At 59.1% G+C, this 18,376-nt stretch carries 14 protein-coding genes and 1 riboswitch; of the genes, 4 read left to right on the top strand and 10 right to left on the bottom strand.

What is annotated here, in order from left to right; translation table 11 throughout:
• Positions 1-186 precede the first annotated feature (186 nt).
• Positions 187-552 carry a hypothetical protein gene (locus QPL96_RS18630; protein ID WP_303288789.1) on the bottom strand — a complete coding sequence of 122 codons (366 nt, stop codon included), beginning with the start codon at positions 550-552 and terminating at the stop codon, positions 187-189.
• 1,031 nt (positions 553-1,583) lie between these two features.
• Between QPL96_RS18630 and QPL96_RS18635 the strand changes: the two genes are divergently transcribed.
• Entirely contained in the window at positions 1,584-2,567 is a 984-nt protein-coding gene (locus QPL96_RS18635; protein WP_303288790.1) for an integron integrase, read from the top strand.
• Positions 2,568-2,581: 14 nt separating this feature from the next.
• On the opposite strand, the gene QPL96_RS18640 is transcribed toward QPL96_RS18635, so the two are convergent.
• Genes QPL96_RS18640 through QPL96_RS18655 form a run of 4 tightly spaced genes read right to left on the bottom strand, consistent with a single transcriptional unit; the run spans position 2,582 to position 7,014 of the window.
• Positions 2,582-3,349 (bottom strand): ABC transporter ATP-binding protein, encoded by a 768-nt coding sequence (locus QPL96_RS18640; protein WP_303288791.1) that lies wholly within the window; start codon positions 3,347-3,349, stop codon positions 2,582-2,584.
• Positions 3,349-4,296 (bottom strand): iron ABC transporter permease, encoded by a 948-nt coding sequence (locus tag QPL96_RS18645; protein ID WP_339754793.1) that lies wholly within the window; start codon positions 4,294-4,296, stop codon positions 3,349-3,351. Before QPL96_RS18645 ends, QPL96_RS18640 begins: the two co-directional genes overlap by 1 nt.
• 13 nt (positions 4,297-4,309) lie before the next feature.
• Positions 4,310-5,194 carry a cobalamin-binding protein gene (locus QPL96_RS18650; protein ID WP_303288793.1) on the bottom strand — a complete coding sequence of 295 codons (885 nt, stop codon included), beginning with the start codon at positions 5,192-5,194 and terminating at the stop codon, positions 4,310-4,312.
• 32 nt (positions 5,195-5,226) lie between these two features.
• A complete protein-coding gene (locus QPL96_RS18655; RefSeq protein ID WP_303288794.1) occupies positions 5,227-7,014 on the bottom strand; it encodes a TonB-dependent receptor in 1,788 nt (595 codons plus the stop codon).
• A 183-nt stretch (positions 7,015-7,197) separates the two neighbouring features.
• A riboswitch (cobalamin riboswitch) is annotated at positions 7,198-7,421 on the bottom strand.
• A gap of 121 nt (positions 7,422-7,542) precedes the next feature.
• On the opposite strand from QPL96_RS18655, the gene QPL96_RS18660 reads away from it, so the two are divergent.
• The gene (locus QPL96_RS18660) at positions 7,543-9,417 is read left to right on the top strand and encodes a DUF294 nucleotidyltransferase-like domain-containing protein (protein ID WP_303288795.1); all 1,875 of its coding nucleotides are present in this window, start codon (positions 7,543-7,545) and stop codon (positions 9,415-9,417) included.
• Positions 9,410-10,138 carry a 3'-5' exonuclease gene (locus QPL96_RS18665; RefSeq protein WP_303288796.1) on the top strand — a complete coding sequence of 243 codons (729 nt, stop codon included), beginning with the start codon at positions 9,410-9,412 and terminating at the stop codon, positions 10,136-10,138. Before QPL96_RS18660 ends, QPL96_RS18665 begins: the two co-directional genes overlap by 8 nt.
• Before the next feature lie 76 nt (positions 10,139-10,214).
• Here the strand turns inward: QPL96_RS18665 and msrB are convergent, their stop codons facing one another.
• From msrB to QPL96_RS18680, 3 genes are all read right to left on the bottom strand, one after another.
• Entirely contained in the window at positions 10,215-11,399 is a 1,185-nt protein-coding gene (gene msrB / locus QPL96_RS18670; protein ID WP_117619148.1) for a peptide-methionine (R)-S-oxide reductase MsrB, read from the bottom strand.
• Between the two features lie 94 nt (positions 11,400-11,493).
• Positions 11,494-12,978, bottom strand: a complete 1,485-nt coding sequence (locus tag QPL96_RS18675) for an ATP-binding protein (RefSeq protein ID WP_303288797.1) — start codon at positions 12,976-12,978, stop codon at positions 11,494-11,496.
• A gap of 2 nt (positions 12,979-12,980) precedes the next feature.
• Complete coding sequence (locus tag QPL96_RS18680; RefSeq protein ID WP_303288798.1) at positions 12,981-13,682, bottom strand: response regulator transcription factor; 702 nt, start codon at positions 13,680-13,682, stop codon at positions 12,981-12,983.
• 161 nt (positions 13,683-13,843) lie between these two features.
• Between QPL96_RS18680 and QPL96_RS18685 the strand changes: the two genes are divergently transcribed.
• Positions 13,844-14,425, top strand: coding sequence for a QsdR family transcriptional regulator (locus QPL96_RS18685; protein WP_303288799.1), 582 nt, complete (start codon positions 13,844-13,846; stop codon positions 14,423-14,425).
• A gap of 62 nt (positions 14,426-14,487) precedes the next feature.
• Here the strand turns inward: QPL96_RS18685 and QPL96_RS18690 are convergent, their stop codons facing one another.
• Both QPL96_RS18690 and QPL96_RS18695 read right to left on the bottom strand, forming a co-directional pair.
• Positions 14,488-15,903: an aldehyde dehydrogenase family protein gene (locus tag QPL96_RS18690; protein ID WP_303288800.1), complete on the bottom strand. Its 1,416-nt coding sequence runs from the start codon at positions 15,901-15,903 to the stop codon at positions 14,488-14,490.
• 173 nt (positions 15,904-16,076) lie between these two features.
• Entirely contained in the window at positions 16,077-18,170 is a 2,094-nt protein-coding gene (locus QPL96_RS18695; RefSeq protein ID WP_303288801.1) for a 3-hydroxyacyl-CoA dehydrogenase NAD-binding domain-containing protein, read from the bottom strand.
• Positions 18,171-18,376 lie beyond the last annotated feature (206 nt).

Here is an 18,376-nt window from a genome sequence, read left to right on the forward strand (position 1 = left end):
GCACCGAATTACCGGCCAAAACAATTGCCAGACCGGCGGCTGTGTTCTGCCCGAAAACTGCTGCCAAACCGCGCCCAAACACCGCGCCCAAGAACACGACAGCCAGGCCTTTAACGCTGAAATAAGCGGCGGCCCAACAGGGGCGTCCGGTGGAGGCCGCAGGCCGGAACGCACTTAATTGACTGGTTAAATGATTGATAATATTGAAACATAGTTCTTTGTAGCCACCATCAGCAAGCTCAGAATTCCCATGTACAGAAGTGGCGTTTTCATTTTCTGCAGTTGAAGCTCGGCATAGTCGTGCTCGACCACTTCACGCTTCGTCTTACATAATTTCGTCCTAAGTTCCAGCAAATCCTCTGGGAATTGGTGCGCACCCAAATCGATAGCTTTAAAGCAGGTATATAGTGCAACCACAACAAAAAATAGTGCCAGATAATCATTAGGTATGCTGGCGCAGCCTACCGCCAGGGCGATTCCAGTAGCACCAACCTTCATCTCTAGATGGTTCTGCCAATCGCGCAAGCTCTTTACAAGAGATTCCCTATCCATTCTGTACCTCCCGAGTGTGACCAGCCATACATTTAACGCCGCGCACAACGGCGCCCTGACAAGGGCGTCCGGCGGCCGCAGGCCGCGTATTGATGCGCCTGGTTAAGGGCCGTTCACCCGATTACTTATTTGGGCACCCAAAGTCGAATGCCCACTCCCGACACCTTGCACCAGGCTGACCCATGGCGCCAGGAATCAGAACACCAAATGGACGGAAGCTGACCAATGAATGCGCCGGATTGTCCCGCGACCTGAGCACCGAATTACCGGCCAAAACAATTGCCAGACTGAGGGCTGTGTTCTGCCTGCCGGCAACCGCTGAAATAGCAGCCAAACACCAAACCCAAGAACACTGGAGCCAGGCCTTTAACGCTGAGGTAACCGGCGCCGGAGCGCAGCGGAGGGAACCAAAAGCGCCACGCTTTTGGCGTCCGGTTGACCGACTGGTTAAGGGCCGCTCACCCGATTACTTATTTGGGCACCCAAAGTCGAATGCCCACTCCCGACACCTTGCACCAGGCTGACCCATGGCGCCAGGAACCAGAACACCAAATGGACGGAAGCTGACCAATGAATGCGCCGGATTGCCCCGCGACCTGAGCACCGAATTACCGGCCAAAACAATTGCCAGACCGGCGGCTGTGTTCTGCCCGAAAACTGCTGCCAAACCGCGCCCAAACACCGCGCCCAAGAACACGACAGCCAGGCCTTTAACATTTGTATATACGTCACCGCGACCGTTTTCTCAGCGACTCATATCTCATTCCGAATATTTCTCCAAAATAGGCAGAAAATCCCTTCAGGTCAATAACTTCCCATCACTTTTCCTTCTCGTTTTCCAAACAAAAATGATCAGTAAGACTACTATCCTCGCCCAATGACACCAGGGCATACCACTGATTCAAAAAGGAATTTATGAGTTCTTTCTGATTCCGCCGGGTTCATGGTCGCAACGACCATTTTCCAGTTGCCAGCATCCTTAATTCGACATAGACTGTACATACGTACAGCATTATAAAGGACTCGTACTCATGGACGACATTCCTGTCCCGCTACCTGCCGTTCCCATTCGTTTTATGGATCGGTTCCGGGCGTTCATTCGCGCTCGCCACCTGGCTTACCGTACCGAAAAAACCTACTGCAACTGGGTGCGCGAATTCATCCGTTTCCATAACAAGCGCCATCCGGAATCCATGGGGGCAATGGAAGTTAATGCGTGGCTCAGCCATCTTGCGAATAATCGCAATGTCGCGGTTAACACGCAGAAAACCGCGCTGAACGCGGTGGTTTTCATGTATCACCAGTTTCTAGGCAGAGAGCTGGGCGACTTGCAGTTCACCAACACGTCCCGGGGGCGAAAGCTGCCTACCGTCTTCAGTCATGAGGAAGCAATGTCGGTACTATCCCACATGCATGGCACCCACAAGCTGGTGGCCAGCCTGATGTATGGTTCCGGCTTGCGAGTGATGGAGGCGGTGCGGCTCAGGGTTCAGGATGTGGATTTTTCCGAGCCGTGTTTGTTTCTGCGTGAGACCAAGGGCGATAAATGGCGGCGTACAATCTTGCCAGGATTGATCCGTGAAAATCTGAAAGCCCAGGTTGAACTTGCTCTCGCACTTCACCGGCAAGATCTGGATGATGGTTTCGGTGAGGTCTATATGCCCAACGCGTTGACAAAGAAGTACCCGGGTGCCTCCCGCAGCCCTGCCTGGCAATATGTTTTTCCGGCAAAGAAGCTGTCGATTGACCCACGTTCAGGGGTTCGCCGTCGCCATCATATCGGCGAGCAGCAGGTTCGCCGCTCGGTGAATGAGGCCTTGAAGACTGTGGGCATTCGCAAGAAAGCCAGTTGCCATACCTTCCGCCACAGCTTCGCTACCAACTTGTTAAAAAGGGGCACAGACATTCGCAGTATTCAGGAGTTGCTGGGCCACAATGATATTTCCACAACACAGATATATACCCATGTTGTTGGAACTCACGAACGTGGTATCGGCAGCCCGCTGGATGTTTGAGGGAGCTTTTCGCATTAGCCGGGAACAAACACCGGAAAGCCATCCAGTTCGGCAGAAAGCAGGCGCTGGCTAAACAGCTTTTCCAGCGCCGAGGCGACCAGCATATCCCGGGCCGGTCCCCAGCAGGCCTGGCCGTCAGGAAACATCAGCAGGATCTGGTCACACCAGCGGGCGGCCAGATTCAGGTCGTGCAGGCACATGAATACCGCCCGGCCGGATACTGCCTGATTGCGCAGCAGCTTCATCACCGAGGTCTGGTGCTGCAGGTCCAGATGATTGCTGGGCTCGTCCAGCAGCCAGATTCCCGGCGCCTGGGTCATCAGCGTGGCAATGGCCACACGCTGCCGCTCGCCCCCGGAAAGCGTGTTGACCAGCCGGCCCCTCAGATGCATCACATCAAGCGCTTCCAGTGCCTGCTCTGCAATCGCCAGGTCTTCACCACGTTCCAACTGCCAGGGTGACAACCAGGGATGGCGCCCGATCAGGGCGGTTTCCAGCACCGTGGCCGGAAAGCCGTCCTGCCGGTCCTGGAATACCAGCCCCATCTGTTGCGAGACAAGTTTGCGCCGAATTTCCGTCAGCGGTTTGCCATCCAGAAAGAGTTGGCCGTTGCGGGGTTCCCGGAGACCCGCCAGTGTATGCAGCAGTGTGGTTTTACCCACACCATTGGGGCCAAGAACGCCCCAGACCTGGCCCGGCTGCAAGGACAGATTCAGGGGCACACCCGGGGCACGTCCGGGAATGTCGATGATCAACTCTTCGGTAGTCAATATTATTGCCATTATCGACTCCGGTAGAGCAGGTACAGGAAGGTCGGCACCCCAATCAGCGCCGTGATCACTCCCACCGGCAACTGTTCCGGCGCGATCACCACCCGGGCCAAAGTGTCCGCCAGAACCAGCAGAGTACCACCCGCCAGGGCACAGGCTGGCAGAATCAGTCGCTGATCATTGCCCAACGCCAGCCGGAGCATATGGGGCACCACCAGGCCGACAAAACCAACAGCCCCGGCCATGGTCACGGCGGTCGCCGTCAGCAGGCTGGCCATCAGATAGATAAGCCACTCCAGAGGCCGGACCGACACCCCCAGGGCCGCGGCCTGCAATGAGCCCCGGGCCAGAACATTCAGTGCCCGCCCGAGTGGAAACACCAGCAGGCAGACCAGAACCAGAATAACCAGACCGGGCCCGGGCGTGGTCGCATGGGAAAGGTCCCCCATCAGCCAGTACAACATGCCCGGCAAACGGCTGGCCGGTGTCATGGACAGGATCAGGGTAATGACAGCACCCCAGCCAGCAGCCACCACCACACCGGTGAGCAGAAGCCGGGAGGGGGTCCAGCTCCCGCTGCCATGTGCCAGCCCGAAAACCAGCAGAGTCGCCAGCATGGCTCCGGCAAAGGCCGAACCAGACACCAGAAAACCGGCAACCCCGGCCAGCATGGCCAGCAAGGCACCAACGGCAGCACCCCCGGATAATCCAAGCACATAGGGGTCTGCAAGCGGATTGCGCAGCAGTACCTGCATCAACGCTCCTGCAACCGCCAGCAAGCCGCCGGTGGCGAACGCGCTCAGGGTACGGGGCAACCTCAGATCAAGAATCAGGGTTTGCTGCAGTTCACTGCCGCTGCCGGCCAGCACCCGCAAGGTATCCTCAATACCGATGGCGCTGCTGCCAATGCTGACCGACAAAAAGCCCGCCACCAGGCTTGCCAGTACCAGGACCAGCATGGGTTTCAGGGGGCTAGAGATTGGCACGGGCCTGCTCCAGGGTCTGGCACAGGTGTCTGGCACCTTCCACCATGCGCAGCGTTGGCCGCGCCAGAAGATCAGGCGGCTCCAGAAACAGGTTACCGGCCGACACCGCGGTAAGGCCGTGGAATCGCTGCCAATCCTCCAGCCACTGCTTACTGCCAGCCTGCCCGGCCGTAACAATGACATCCGGGTTGGCTGCCAGCACCGCTTCACGGCTGATTTGGGGCACCAGCCTCGGCAAATCTCCGAAAACATTAACGCCCCCGCACAGATCAATTGCCTTGCTGATCAGCTCCTCCCGGTTCACGGTCATCAGCGGTTGGTCCCAGATCTGGTAGAACACCCGGACCGGCTGTGCGCTGGCATACCTGGACTCAAGACTGGCGATTCCTTGAAGAAAAACCTCCGCGCGTGCTTTTCCTTTGCCGGGTTGGCCAGTTAGCAGAGCAAGATTTCCAACTGCACTGGCAATATCCTCGAACGTTCGCGGGGCGAGCCAGAATACCGGGATGCCAAGGTCCGCCACCCGCTCCAACTGACTCCGGGAATTGCCATCCACCCAGGCCACTACCAGATCCGGTGCCAGCGACATGATCGCCTCCAGATCCAGCCGGTTGCTGTCGCCCACCTGGGGTAACGCCACAGCTTCAGCCGGGAAATCGCTCCAGGCACTAACGGCAACCACGCTGCCTCCAGCACCGGCGGAGAACAGTAGCTCGGTGGCACCGGGGGAGAGCGACACAATTCGCCTCGCCGGTGCCGCCAGGCAGACCTCACGCTTCAGGGCATCCCTCAGGCAAGGCGGCTGAGCCGATACCTCTACCGGCATCAGCGCACAAAACGCTAGCAACAGGGCAAACCCTTTTTGGATCATGGGATTACATCACTGGTCAGTGAGAGGCACTACTAGCGAAAATCATAGCGTACCGAGGCCATGTAGGTCCGGCCAGCCGCCAGATAGTCAAAAGGCTCAAAGGTTACACTGTCATTGCCCCGACTGGTGGCATAGCGGCGGTCCAGCAGGTTATCCACCTTGAAACTGGCTGACCAGCCCGGAAGAAAGTTCCAGGCCGCTCTTACATCCACGGTGCCGTAGCCAGGCAACAGGCTGTTGTTGGCGGCATCGTTATAGCGGTTGCTTTCAGTGATAAAGCTGGCCCCCACGAACCACTGTTCAAACAGGCGATCAACATCCAGACGCAGATTCTTTTCGGCCCGGCGGGGCAGGCGTGTGCCGGTATCACGGTTCTCGCTGTCAGCCCAGGTCAATGCCGCATTCACGTCCCAGTTCCCGGTTTCAAAACCGGAAGACAACTCAACACCACGAATACGGGCAGATTCGACGTTCTCGACCGTGCCCTCGAAGGTGACCGGATCCGACACAAAGGTAATCAGGTCCGCCACGTCGTTCTGGTACACCGCGATATCCCAGAACCATTGATCGTAGCGTCCGGACACGCCGGCTTCCACCATCTGGCCTTCTTCCGGTTTAAGGTTGGGGTTACCGGTGTAAAAGGGCACAGTCAGATACAGATCGTTGAAGGTGGGTGCCCGGAACGAGGTGGCGTAACTCAGGCGCAGGCGGTGAGTCCGGTCGAACTGGTGCCCCAGGGCAATACCGCCGGTTTCCTCCTTGCCGTAGGCTTCGTTGTCGTCCAGGCGGGCACTGAGCAACAGGTCGGTGGCCTCGTAGTTGAGGCGGGCCTGGCCAAAGACCGCGCTGTTGGTGCGGCTGTCCTCGGTGAACTGGCTGGTGCCCTCAACCTCGTCCATTATTACTTCCGAGCCGATGACGAATTCATGCACACCGGCGGTCAGGGTGTTTTCCCAGCGCGCCGACCGGTACAGCGTGTTGAACACGCTGGGGTAGGAACCGAACGTCTCCTGTTCGTCCCGGGATTCAGAGAACTGGATACGGGTGCGCCAGTAGTCACTGGCCACGGCCTCCAGGTAAAGTCCCATGGCACGGACCAGGAAGTCGGTGTCACCCCCCTCGAATTCGGTATTGCCCTCGGACTGGAACACCGTCAGCCCGACACCGCCGCCCTGGCCAAACTCGTGACTGACTTTTGCCAGCCCTCCGGCATTGCGAAACCCCTTATCCTCGCCACCGGCCCGCAAGTTAGTGCCCTCGGTATCGGAATAAACCCCGCCGGCCAGAAACGCCGACTGCCCCTCCCTCGCGGCCACGCCGGCCGTGGTTTCAAGCGTCTCGTAGGAGCCACCGGACAGTTCCGCCCAGCCCTGGCGGCCCGCTTCTGGCTCAAGGGTAAAAGCCTGGATGACACCGCCCACCGCATCAGCCCCATACAGGGAACTTTTCGCACCGCGTACCAGTTCGACCCGCTCCATCAGTTCCGGCGGCAGAAACTGCCAGGGCGGGATGCCGGCGGTGGCTGAGCGCAGGCGAATACCGTCCAGCAGCAGAATCGTACCGGAGCTGCCGGCACCGCGCAGGAATACGCTGGTGGTTTTGCCATAGCTGCCATCGGAAACCACATTGACGCCTGGCTGGGCGTCCAGCAGATCCCGGAATTCGGCGGGCTGCTGGCGACGGATGTCGTCTTTTTCGATAACCGTCACCGACGACAGACTTTCACCCACTGTTTTCGGGCCAAGGGTTGCCGTGACGATGATCGGATCAAGGGCTTCGGTGGCATTCTGGCCCAACGCAAGGGCGGGCTGGGTTAACATTGACGCTGCTGCCACCAGGACAGGCAAGGAACATCTCACAGACATTATTTTTTTGCTCCGCAATCCGTGCTCGCCCGCACGGAGATCAGGTTTTTGCTGCGGAACAGGAAAGCAGGGGGCAGGTGGTCATCGGGTGGCGGGAAAGCGGAACCGGATTATCACCCACCCAGGTCGCCCACCGCAACATCGGGTGTTTTTCCAGGCCGGTCTCCGGGCTGGCAGGCGGAACCGAGGTTCCCGGGCAATCACCTTCCCATGCCATCACGACACAGTGGCGCATCAGATTGCCGTTATCCTGCTTACCGTTGCGGGGGCAGCATCGGACTTGCGCTGGCGTTGCCAGGCTCACCGATTTCCCGTTTCACCCGTCGCGCTGTGCGACGGACACCTGAAAAAGTAGGGGCAAGGCTAACAACACCGACTAAAGCGGTCAATGAGATCTATCAAGGGTCTACATGGCCGCTAAGGGTTCCCGCTGCTATATTCCCTATCTGACAACCAATTTCCCCCGCGAAAACAGGGAGTTTTATGCAGGCCGAACTCATCGACATCCGCAATCACATGGCGCAGTACCCGCCGTTTGACGAGATGGCCGAGGAACTGCTCGACAGGGTTGTGGGCAGCATTGAGGTGGTGTATTTCAAGGCGGGCACCCAGATCCTGGGGTTCGGTGAGCAGAACGCCTGGCTTTGCTATGTGCGTAGCGGGGCTGTGGAGATCTATCGCCGCTCCGGCGAGCTGTATAACCGGATCGGTGAGGGAGAGGTTTTCGGCCAGTTTGGCCTGCTGATGCGCAAGAAGGTGCGGTTTCCGGCGAAGGCTCTGGAAGACACGCTGATTTACAAGATCCCCGGTGAAACCTTCCATTACCTGTGGGAAAACGACGAAAATTTTGCCGATTTCGTGGAAATTGAGGACCGCAGCCGCCTGCGATCCGCCCTCTCCCGGCGGGAAAAGTCCAACGAACTGATGACTTCCAGGGTCATCAGGCTGGTATCCCGGGAGCCGATCTCGGCGCCCTGCACGGTGCGGCTCCAGGAAGCCGCCCGGATCATGACGGACAACGGCGTTTCCGCCTTGCTGTTAATGGATGAGAAAGACGGCAAACCGGTGCTCAGGGGCATCATTACCGACCGGGATCTGCGTACCCGTGCGCTCAGCGAAGCCCTGCCCTCGGAGACACCCATCAGTGACATCATGTCGGAGGACCTGATCACCATCCGCTCGAACGCCTTCATCTTCGAAGCCATGCTCACCATGCTTCACAACAATGTGCACCACCTTCCGGTGATGGATCGGGACGAGGTGCGGGGCGTGATCGCCCTCTCCGACATTGTGAAATACGAGAGCCAGAGCAGCCTTTACCTGGTCAGCAATATCTACCACCAGCAGGATGTTAAAGGCCTGAAGAAGGTCAGCCGGGATGTGCGCGACAGTTTCGTCCGGATGGTGAACGAAGACGCCAATTCCCACATGATCGGCAGTGCCATGGCCGGAATCGGGCGCAGCTTTACCCAGAGGCTGCTTGAGCTGGGCGAGGAAAAGCTCGGCCCACCCCCGGTTCCCTACTGCTTCATGGCCCTGGGTTCCATGGCCCGAGATGAGCAGCTGGTAGTGACGGACCAGGACAACGCCATGATCCTGGACGACAGGTTTATTCCCGAACAGCACGATGAGTATTTCCTGGCGCTGGCGAAATTTGTCAGTGACGGACTGGCCGAATGCGGATACACCTACTGCACCGGCGATATCATGGCCACCAACCAGAAGTGGCGGCAGCCGCTGCGGGTCTGGAAAGGCTACTTCGCCGACTGGATTGACAACCCGAAGGCCCAGGCCTTGCTCAACAGCAACATCTTCTTCGATCTGGATGGCATCTATGGCCAGACCGAATTTGCCGAGCAGTTGAAAACCCTGGTGGCCGACAAAGCCAGCAACAGCCCGCGGTTCCTGTCATTCCTGGCCCGCAACGCCCTGAACCGGACACCGCCCATCGGCTTTTTCCGCACCTTTGTGCTGGAAGAAGACGGCAAACAGCAGAAAACCTTCAACCTCAAACGCCGGGGCACCGCCCCGCTGTCGGATCTGATCCGGGTCCACGCTCTGGCCTGCGGCTCCCGGGCCCAGAATTCCTTCGAGCGGCTGAAAGTCATCGGCAATACCAAGCTGCTGCTGGACGATGATCTCGGCAACCTTCGGGACGCCCTGGAATTCATTTCGATTGTCCGGATCCGGCACCAGGCCCTGGCCATCGAGGCGGGGCGGGAGCCGGACAACAATGTCCGGCCGGAAGACCTGTCACCCTTTGAGCGCAGCCACCTCAAGGATGCCTTCCAGGTGGTCAGTAATGCCCAGAAATTCCTGAAATTCCGGTACAACACCCAGGTGACCCGCAATGTCTGATGACTCGCGGGCTGAACACTCCCTCACCAGCCTGCCATGGCCGGAGCAGTATCAGGCCATGGCCGACCAGAGTAAGTCACCGCTTCTGAAAGCTTTTTACGAGAGCGGATGCGTATCGCCCGATACGCCGCTGTCAGAGGTTCCGTTGGTGGCTGTCGACTTTGAGACCACAGGCCTCGATGCCAACCAGAACTCGATTGTCAGTATCGGTCTGGTGCCCTTCACGCTGGACGGGATCCGGTTGGCCGAGGCCAGGCACTGGATCGTGCGCCCGAAACTGCCCCTGCACCAGACCTCCATTGCCATCCACGGCATCACCCACAGCGATATCGACAAGGCACCGGATCTGGAAGACATTCTTGAGGATCTGTTTGCCTGCCTGAGTGGCCGTGTCCCTGTTGTCCACTACCGGAATATCGAACGACCGTTCCTGGATGTGGCGCTGAAGTGGCGGCTTGGTGAAGGCATCCGCTTTCCGGTCCTCGACACCATGGCCATTGAGGCCCACCTGCACCCGAACCGCCAACCTACCATGTGGCAGCGATTCCTGGGGAAAAGTCCGGTATCGATCAGGTTAGCGGACAGCAGGCTGCGTTATGGGCTGCCCCATTACGCGGCCCACAACGCGCTGATCGATGCCATTGCCACGGCGGAGTTGTTGCAGGCCCAGGTGTTACATCACTTCAGCCGGCAAACGGCGATTGGCGATCTCTGGCTGTAGCCTTATTGTCGGATTACGCTGCGCCAATCCAACCTTCCCAGATGCCCCAATCCCGCCGCCTGGGCGTCCGGCCCGGCTACTGACTGGCCATATCGGCCTTGGGTTGGACCTCGTTGATCCATTCGCCATAACCCGCCGAAGCCATGTCCTCCAGGGGAATGAACTTCATGGCAGCGGAATTCATGCAATAGCGCAGTCCCGTGGGGGCCGGGCCATCGTTGAACACATGGCCCAGGTGGGAGTCCGCGTAGCGGCTGCGAATTTCCGTCCGGCTCGTGAAGAATGAGCTGTCATCCCGCTCAACCACCGCATCCGGCGTGATGGGACGGGTAAAGCTGGGCCAGCCGGTGCCGGATGTGTATTTGTCCCGGGAGGAGAACAGGGGCTCACCTGAGACAATATCCACATACAGGCCCGCCCGCTTGTTGTCCCAGTACGGGTTATTGAATGCCGGTTCGGTGCCGTCTTCCTGGGTGACCTCATACTGCCTATCGGTCAGCCGCTGTTTCAGGGTTTTCTGATCAGGCTTCACAAAGCTCTGGCGATCAAAGCCCGGGTCCGCCTCGCCGGTCGCCATGGCTGCCGGCCTGAATCGGGAAAAGTCCAGTTCGTAGTCTTCACCATACACCTTCTCGATAAACTGATAACGGCCTGAATTGAAGGTGTAGAAGTTATAGCGAATCGGATTTTTCTTGTAATAGTCCTGGTGGTACTTCTCTGCCGGATAAAAGGTTTTCAACGGCACAATTTCAATCAGCACCGGGTTGTCGTAGATACCTGATGCCTCAAGCGCCTGCCTGGCCGCCTCCGCCAGGCGCTTCTGCTCATCGTTGTGGTAGAAGATCGCCGGGCGGTACTGCCGACCCCGGTCCACAAACTGACCCTTGATGTCGGTCGGATTCATCATCCGCCACAGCCCGGCCAGCAGACCTTCGTAGGTCATTTTCTCCGGGTCGTAATACACCTGGACTGCTTCGGTGTGGCCAGTGCGGCCAGACGAGACCTGCTGGTAGGTGGGATTCTGTTCATCGCCACCGGCGTAACCCGAGACCGCCTCGACCACGCCGGGGATCTTTTCGTAACCGGCCTCGACACACCAGAAACAGCCGCCGGCAAAGGTGGCCACCGCCAGCCCGGGATCATCCGGTGCGAATTCTGTGTCTTTGCGATCCTGCTTGTCAGCGGTCGCGTAAGCCGCAAACAGGCCACCGAAAGACACCAGCGCCAAGGCGGCCAACATACCCGTAATCGTGCGTTTCATGATAACTCTCCTCTACGTGATTCCATGCCGACAGCGTACCGCCCCGGATTCACGAAAGCGTTCGGTAGTTGTCACGAATCCATAACATCGTGGATTATTTACCGGCGGCACCCTCTGGCTCATCCGCCAGCGGAAGCCAGACAGAGAAAACAGCGCCGGTGTCACTGCGGACCGAGAGCCGGCCCTGCTGCAGGGATACCATCCGCTGGGCAATGGCCAGGCCGAGCCCGGCGTGGCCGATGCGAGAGGAGCCAGGGGCCTGATAGAAAGGTTCGAACAGGTGATCCATATCGGCCGCGTCAATACCGGGGCCGGCATCAGCCACGGTAATCTCCGCGCCATGCTCCCCGGCGGCGACGCCAAGGGTGATCTCGCTGGCCCTGGGCGAATGGTTGATGGCATTTCCTATCAGGTTATCCAGTACCCGCTCGGTCATGGCGATGTCGGCCAGAACCCGCACAGGAGCAACCTCGACAATGGACAGGGACACGCCGGCGTGTTCGGCTTCGGGCCGGTGTTTCTGCACCACATCGTGCAGCAGTTCGGCAACCACGAACGGCTCGGGTGTGGGCTGCTTTTCCCGGGCATCCAGGGCTGCCAGCTCAAACAGTTCTTCCACCAGGCGTCCGAGCCGGTGAGTTTCCGCCAGTGCCACATCGAGAAACCGGGCGCGCTCATCGCCACTCAGGGTATCCTGCTTAAGGCGTAACGCCTCAATGTAGCCCTGGATCGACGCCAGGGGGGTGCGCAGGTCGTGAGACACCTGGGCTACCAGTTGGCGGCGCTGGGCGTCCTTGTCTTTCAACTGGTCCAGTTGCGCGGCAATGCGCCCCGCCATCTGGTCAAACCTGGCGGTCAGGTAATCGATATCGTCGCCTTTACCGTCGACTGCGGGCGTTCGTTCAGGAGACATGCCGCTCTCAAAGGCCTCAACCCGCTCGGTCAGTCGGGACAACCGACGGGTCAGCAGGCGGAAAAACACCAGGCCCGCAAGCAGTCCGACAACCAGGCTCACCGCCAGAGCTCCGGCCCCCATCTGCAGTAACCGGTCGCTGTGCACCATGCTTTCGGCCAGATCGTATTCCTCTCCCCGAAGCACCACATACAGGTAGCCGGTGGGATCCTCTGCGGAAGGGACAGGCGTTACCGAGAACACCTTGTGCCGGTCATGGCTGCGGGGGTCGTCACCGGGCAGCGGGTAGGCCTCCGGATTTTCCAAAAGGGTCCGGATCGGTTCCAGGGAAACCCGGTTACGCTTGATCTTGTCCGGGTCGGCGGAATAGGAAAGGATCTGCCCATCCCTGTCCAACAGGTAAATCTCAATGCTTGGATTGATGGTCATGTACAGTTCGAACAACTGCCTGAGGGCATCCCGGTTGAGCTTGCCGTCGGTAACCAGGTTGCGATCTGACACCAGGTTACGGGCCAGATCGCGATTGAGCTGATGGCTCACCGCCGCGGAATACTCCCGGACCGAGGCCAGGCTCAGGAAGGTAAACAGCCCCCCCACCACCAACAGCAGAAGGAACAGGCCAATGGCCAGCCGGGCATAGAGCGTTCGGAACACCGACAGAGCCATGATTAATCCATGAACCGGTACCCAACGCCCCAAACGGTCTGCACATACCGGGGGGCGGCGGGATCAGTTTCAATCTTGTTGCGCAGGCGGTTGATATGGGTATTCACGGTATGCTCGTAGCCTTCGTGGTTGTAGCCCCAGACCGCATCCAGCAGTTGCGCCCGGCTGAACACCCGGCCCCGATGGCTGGCAAAGTGCCAGAGCAGATCGAACTCCCGGGCGGTGAGTTCCACTTCCACCGCCTGCATAAAGACCCGTCTGCGGACAGGGTCGATACGCAATCCGTCGACTTCGATTTCCCGGGCGTCATTGTCGGAAGCGCGATGGGAGGAAAGGGCGTCCACACGCCGAAAGAGTGCCTTGATGCGGGCCGACAGCTCAGCCACGCTGAACGGCTTGGTAAGGTAATCATCCGCCCCCATTTCAAGCCCCAGAACACGGTCCAGCTCGGTACTCTTGGCCGTCAACATCAGCACCGGCACGTAGCCACCTTCAGCCCGGATCTCCCGGCACACCGCCAGACCATCCAGCCCGGGCAGCATCAGATCCAGAATCACCAGATCGATGCCGCCCTCACGGAAACACTCCAGACCGGTGTCGCCCCGATCCATCAGGACCGCCTTCATACCCAGGTCCGATACCTGCATGCGGACCAGCTCACCGATGCCGGGGTTGTCCTCAATAATCAGTACGGTTCTTGTCATGATCTTCGCGCCCGTTGTAACCACCGGTGGCTTTTACTGCGATTCAAAGGGGAGTGTAGGCTGAAAAGTTCACAAAACCATCACAGCCCCGTTTCCGGGCCTGGATAGCGGCCTTTATGTTTAGTCGTTAGAATGAATCGAAATTCCGGCACGAGGTTTCAGTGGCAGACAAAACCATAAGCAGGGCAACACCCGCCGACGCGTTCAGGCGGGCGCGGCGCATGTGGCTCAAGGGTGAGCGCATCCACCTGGCGTCTCTGTCTGATGACCTGGGAATCGGCCGGGCCACCCTGTTTCGTTGGGTCGGCAACAAGGACCTGCTGATCGGAGAGGTTCTCTGGTCCCTCTACGATCCTCTGCGGCTGGAGGCGATTGCCAATACGCCAGGCAAAGGGGTGGATTTTATCGTCGGCGTTTACCGCCGCACCAACTCGACCATCCTGCACTTTGAGCCGCTTCGGCGTTTCATCAACCAGGATCCGGAATACGCCCTCAAAATCCTGACATCGTCCCAATCGATCCTGCACACCCGAACGGTCGAGACCAATACCCGGATGCTGAAGGAGCAGGTGGCCTCCGGCCACATCAAGCCGCCAATGAACATTTACAGCCTGTCCTACTTCATGGTGCGGCTGGCGGAATCCTGTCTGTACAGCGACATCATCGGCGGGCGTGAGCCGAGGAATGCGGAGCTGGAGGATGCCTGTACGGCGGTGCGGATTTTGCTTGGAGGGAAGGCCTGACGTCGGGAGCTGGTCGTGAAGGCGGGGTCAGATGAAAGCGTTCATCTGACCCCATGTTCGTACTACAGCTGCAGCGACCGGACTTCCAGGAATTCTTTCAGCCCCCACTTGCCAAATTCGCGGCCGATGCCAGAATGCCCGAAGCCGCCGAACGGCGCCAGCGGGTTAAACGCTCCACCGTTAACGAAAACCTGGCCGGTGCGCAGTTTGCCGGCGATTTTCCTCGCCTTGTCATCATCGGCGGACCAGACTGCACCGGAGAGACCGTACTGGGTGCCGTTGGCGATTCTGATGGCGTCCGCTTCATCCTTGTAGGGAATCACGCACAACACCGGGCCGAAGATTTCCTCCTGGGCGATGCGGCTGTCCGGTTGCACGTTGCCGAACACCGTGGCCTTCACGAAGTATCCTTTATCACACCCTTCCGGTGCCTCCGGGCCACCGGTAATCAGTGTGGCACCTTCTTCGATGCCCAGTTTTATGTAATCAATCACCTTGTCACGCTGCTGGGCGGAGGCCAGCGGGCCGAGACGGGTAGTTTCTTCCAGCGGGTTGCCGGGCGTCATTTTCGCCACAGCAGCAGCGGCCAGTTCACAAGCCTCGTCGTGCTTGCCCGCCGGAACCAGCATGCGGGTGAGTGCGGTGCAGGTCTGGCCGGAGTTCAGCAGGCAGTTATTGATCGTGCCTTTGACCGCCCCGGCCAGGTCTGCATCCGGGAGGATAACCGACGCCGATTTGCCGCCCATCTCAAGCGCATAACGCTTGAAGTCGTCTGCGGCGGCGTGGGCAATCAGGTGACCAGTACGGGTGGAACCGGTGAAGGACACCATGCGCACATCCGGATGCTTGATCAGGGTGTCGCCGACGGTCTGGCCAAGGCCGCACACCATGTTGAACACGCCCTTGGGCAGGTCGGTGCCGTCCAGAATCTCGGCCAGAATATAAGCGGTCTGGGGCGCAATTTCCGAAGGCTTGAGCACCACCGTGCAGCCGGCCGCGATAGCCGGCACAATCTTCAGGATCACCTGATGCAACGGGTAGTTCCAGGGCGTAATGCAACCAACCACGCCCACCGGCGCATACTGCACTTCGGAATTGCCGGACTGTTCGGTAAACGGGAAGTCCGGCAGCAGTTTCAGGTAGGTGTTGGTCACCGCAGCCGGCATGCCGGCCTGTATGGGTGTGGCGAGCTTGATAGGCATACCCACTTCCCGGCAGACGGTTTCGGCAATTTCCGGCGCGCGCTCTTTCAGGCCCGCGTGCAGTTGTTCCAACACCTTCAGGCGCTGTTCAAGCGTGCTCTCGGACCAGTTGCCAAAGGCCGCGTCGGCTGCCGCGATGGCCTGCGCCATTTCATCCCGGCCGGAGGCGGGCACCCTGGCAATGACCTCACCGGTGCCAGCTTCGTGAACATCGATCATCTCTCCGGTCCAGGAAACCCACTGGCCGTTGATGTAGTTCTTGCTCAGTTCTCTCATATTCTTCCCCTTACTCAAATACGATTACGCCCCGGCCGTTCTTACCTGCCACCATATCATCGAAAGCCTGGGCGGCCGCCTCAATAGGGTAGATCCGGGTAACCAGCTCAAGTAGAAAGTGGGGTCAGATGAAAGCTTTCATCTGACCCCCTGTTCATGACCCCGTGTTCAAATCAAAGATCACCGAATTTCCTGCCCTCGCTGACCAGCTTCTCCAGCAATGTCGCCGGCGCCCACTGCTCACCACCGACGGTATCCCGGTATTTCTTCACCGCACAGAGAATGGTGCCCAGACCCTCCTGGTCGGCCCAGAACATGGGGCCGCCGCGGTAGGCCGGGAAGCCGTAGCCGTAAATCCATACGATGTCGATGTCGATGGGCCGGTCGGCGATGCCCTCCTCCAGAATCTTGGCCCCCTCATTGATCATCACGTACATGCAGCGCTCCAGGATTTCCTGGTCACTGATTTCGCGCGGAGTAATGCCCTGCTCCTTACGGAACTCCTCGATCAGTTGCTCCACTTCGGGGTCCGGAATCGGCTTGCGGCTGCCTTCCTCGTATTTATAGACACCCGCCTGGGTCTTCTGGCCAAGACGGCCCTGCTCCGCGAGCTTGTCCATCCAGCTGGCCCGAATGTCCTCGCCCGCCTTGCGCCGCTCTTGCCGGATACGGTAACCCACATCAATCCCGGCCAGATCGGACATTGCAAACTGGCCCATCGGCAAACCCAGACCGGTTAGTACCTTGTCCACCTGCTGCGGGGTTGCCCCCTCGTCCACCAGTGACATGGCCTCGATGCCGCGCTTGTGCAGCATCCGGTTGCCGACAAAACCATAGCAGTTGCCCACCATGACTCCGACCTTCCTGACCTTCTTGGCAACCGCCATCACGGTGGCTTTGACCTCATCGGAGGTCTTGCTGCCGCGCACGTTCTCCAACAGCCTCATGACGTTGGCGGGGCTGAAGAAGTGCATACCGACCACATCTTCGGGGCGCTTGGTGGCAGAGGCAATCTCGTCGATATCCAGGGTCGACGTGTTGGACGCCAGGATCGCGCCGGGCTTGCAGATTTCATCCAGTCTGGCAAAGATTTCCTTCTTGATGGCCATGTTCTCGAACACAGCCTCGATCACCAGATCAACATACCGGAAATCATCGTAGGTCAGGCTCGGGGTGATCAGGGCCATGCGCTGCTCCACCTGTTCCTGGGTCAGCTTGCCCTTCTTCGCGGAGTTCTCGTAGTTGCGGCGGATAATGGCCAGGCCCTTGTCCAGCGCCTCCTGTTTTACTTCCACGATGGTGACCGGAATGCCCACGTTCACGAAGTTCATGGCGATACCGCCGCCCATGGTGCCGGCACCGATGATGCCCACGCTGTTCACATCACGAACCGGGGTGTCCTTGGCCAGCCCCTTGACCTTGGAGACCTCACGCTCACCAAAGAACGAATGGATCAGACCCGCGCGCTGGGGCGATTCCATGCATTCCATGAACAGTTCCCGCTCGCGCTTCATGCCTTTATCGAAGGGCAGGTTGAAGGCGGCTTCCACGGCATCCACGCACTTGAACGGGGAGAACAGGCCCCGGGCCCGCTTTTTCAGGTCTTCACGGAACTGGTCAAAGATATCGCTGCCCTTATCCGTTTCAATTTTGTCGGTAATGTCCCGAACCCGACGCACCGGTTTGCCTTCATCGACCACTTTCTGGGCATAGGCCATGCCTACAGTGCGGATATCACCGCCATCGTCCACTGCATCCAGAATGCCCAGCGCCAGCGCATCCCTGGCACCAACGAATTCGCCCGTGGTGATCATTTCCAGTGCCTTCCTGGCGCCAGTCAGGCGCGGCAGCCGCTGGGTACCGCCCGCACCGGGCAGCAGCCCCAGCTTCACTTCTGGCAGTCCCACCTTGGCACTGCTGACCGCAACCCGGTAATGGCAACTCAGAGCGGTTTCCAGACCACCGCCCAAGGCAGTGCCTTGGATCGCCGCAACCAGCGGTTTGTCACTGTTTTCAAACCTATTCACCAGCACCGGCAGGGTCGGCTGCTGCATTGGCTTGCCGAATTCCCGGATATCGGCACCGGCGATAAAGGTGCGCCCTTCACACACCAGCAGCAGCGCCTTGGCGCCTGCGTCTTTCTGGCCTTGCTCCAGGGCTGCGAGCAGACCAGAGCGGACAGCCTGGCCGAGGGCGTTCACCGGCGGGTAATTCACGGTAATAACGCCGATGCTGCCTTCCCGGTTGTAGCTAACGACCTCGGACATGATTTCTCCTGGATGTTTTATGAAATATGGTTGTAACTATTCAGCTGCCTCCCCGTAAAAAGTCCTGTTAGCCCCGTTCCGGTGACGACATAAAAGCCGGCTCACGCCCGGTAAACAGCTGCGTCAATACCTCGGAGGCACCCAGGTTCTGTTTCCGCGCCGTGGACAGAAGACTGCGCACACGACAGAAGATCAGGGCCCCCTCG

Origin of the sequence: Marinobacter sp. SS8-8, from assembly GCF_030540945.1 — a bacterium.
GTDB lineage: Bacteria > Pseudomonadota > Gammaproteobacteria > Pseudomonadales > Oleiphilaceae > Marinobacter.

What these genes read in the sequence shown, in the direction of transcription:
- QPL96_RS18630 (WP_303288789.1), bottom strand. Translation starts at nt 552, where the DNA reads ATGGATAGGGAATCTCTTGTAAAGAGCTTGCGCGATTGGCAGAACCAT.
- QPL96_RS18635 (WP_303288790.1), top strand. Translation starts at nt 1,584, where the DNA reads ATGGACGACATTCCTGTCCCGCTACCTGCCGTTCCCATTCGTTTTATG.
- QPL96_RS18640 (WP_303288791.1), bottom strand. Translation starts at nt 3,349, where the DNA reads ATGGCAATAATATTGACTACCGAAGAGTTGATCATCGACATTCCCGGA.
- QPL96_RS18645 (WP_339754793.1), bottom strand. Translation starts at nt 4,296, where the DNA reads ATGCTGGTCCTGGTACTGGCAAGCCTGGTGGCGGGCTTTTTGTCGGTC.
- QPL96_RS18650 (WP_303288793.1), bottom strand. Translation starts at nt 5,194, where the DNA reads ATGATCCAAAAAGGGTTTGCCCTGTTGCTAGCGTTTTGTGCGCTGATG.
- QPL96_RS18655 (WP_303288794.1), bottom strand. Translation starts at nt 7,014, where the DNA reads ATGTTAACCCAGCCCGCCCTTGCGTTGGGCCAGAATGCCACCGAAGCC.
- QPL96_RS18660 (WP_303288795.1), top strand. Translation starts at nt 7,543, where the DNA reads ATGCAGGCCGAACTCATCGACATCCGCAATCACATGGCGCAGTACCCG.
- QPL96_RS18665 (WP_303288796.1), top strand. Translation starts at nt 9,410, where the DNA reads ATGTCTGATGACTCGCGGGCTGAACACTCCCTCACCAGCCTGCCATGG.
- msrB (WP_117619148.1), bottom strand. Translation starts at nt 11,399, where the DNA reads ATGAAACGCACGATTACGGGTATGTTGGCCGCCTTGGCGCTGGTGTCT.
- QPL96_RS18675 (WP_303288797.1), bottom strand. Translation starts at nt 12,978, where the DNA reads ATGGCTCTGTCGGTGTTCCGAACGCTCTATGCCCGGCTGGCCATTGGC.
- QPL96_RS18680 (WP_303288798.1), bottom strand. Translation starts at nt 13,682, where the DNA reads ATGACAAGAACCGTACTGATTATTGAGGACAACCCCGGCATCGGTGAG.
- QPL96_RS18690 (WP_303288800.1), bottom strand. Translation starts at nt 15,903, where the DNA reads ATGAGAGAACTGAGCAAGAACTACATCAACGGCCAGTGGGTTTCCTGG.
- QPL96_RS18695 (WP_303288801.1), bottom strand. Translation starts at nt 18,170, where the DNA reads ATGTCCGAGGTCGTTAGCTACAACCGGGAAGGCAGCATCGGCGTTATT.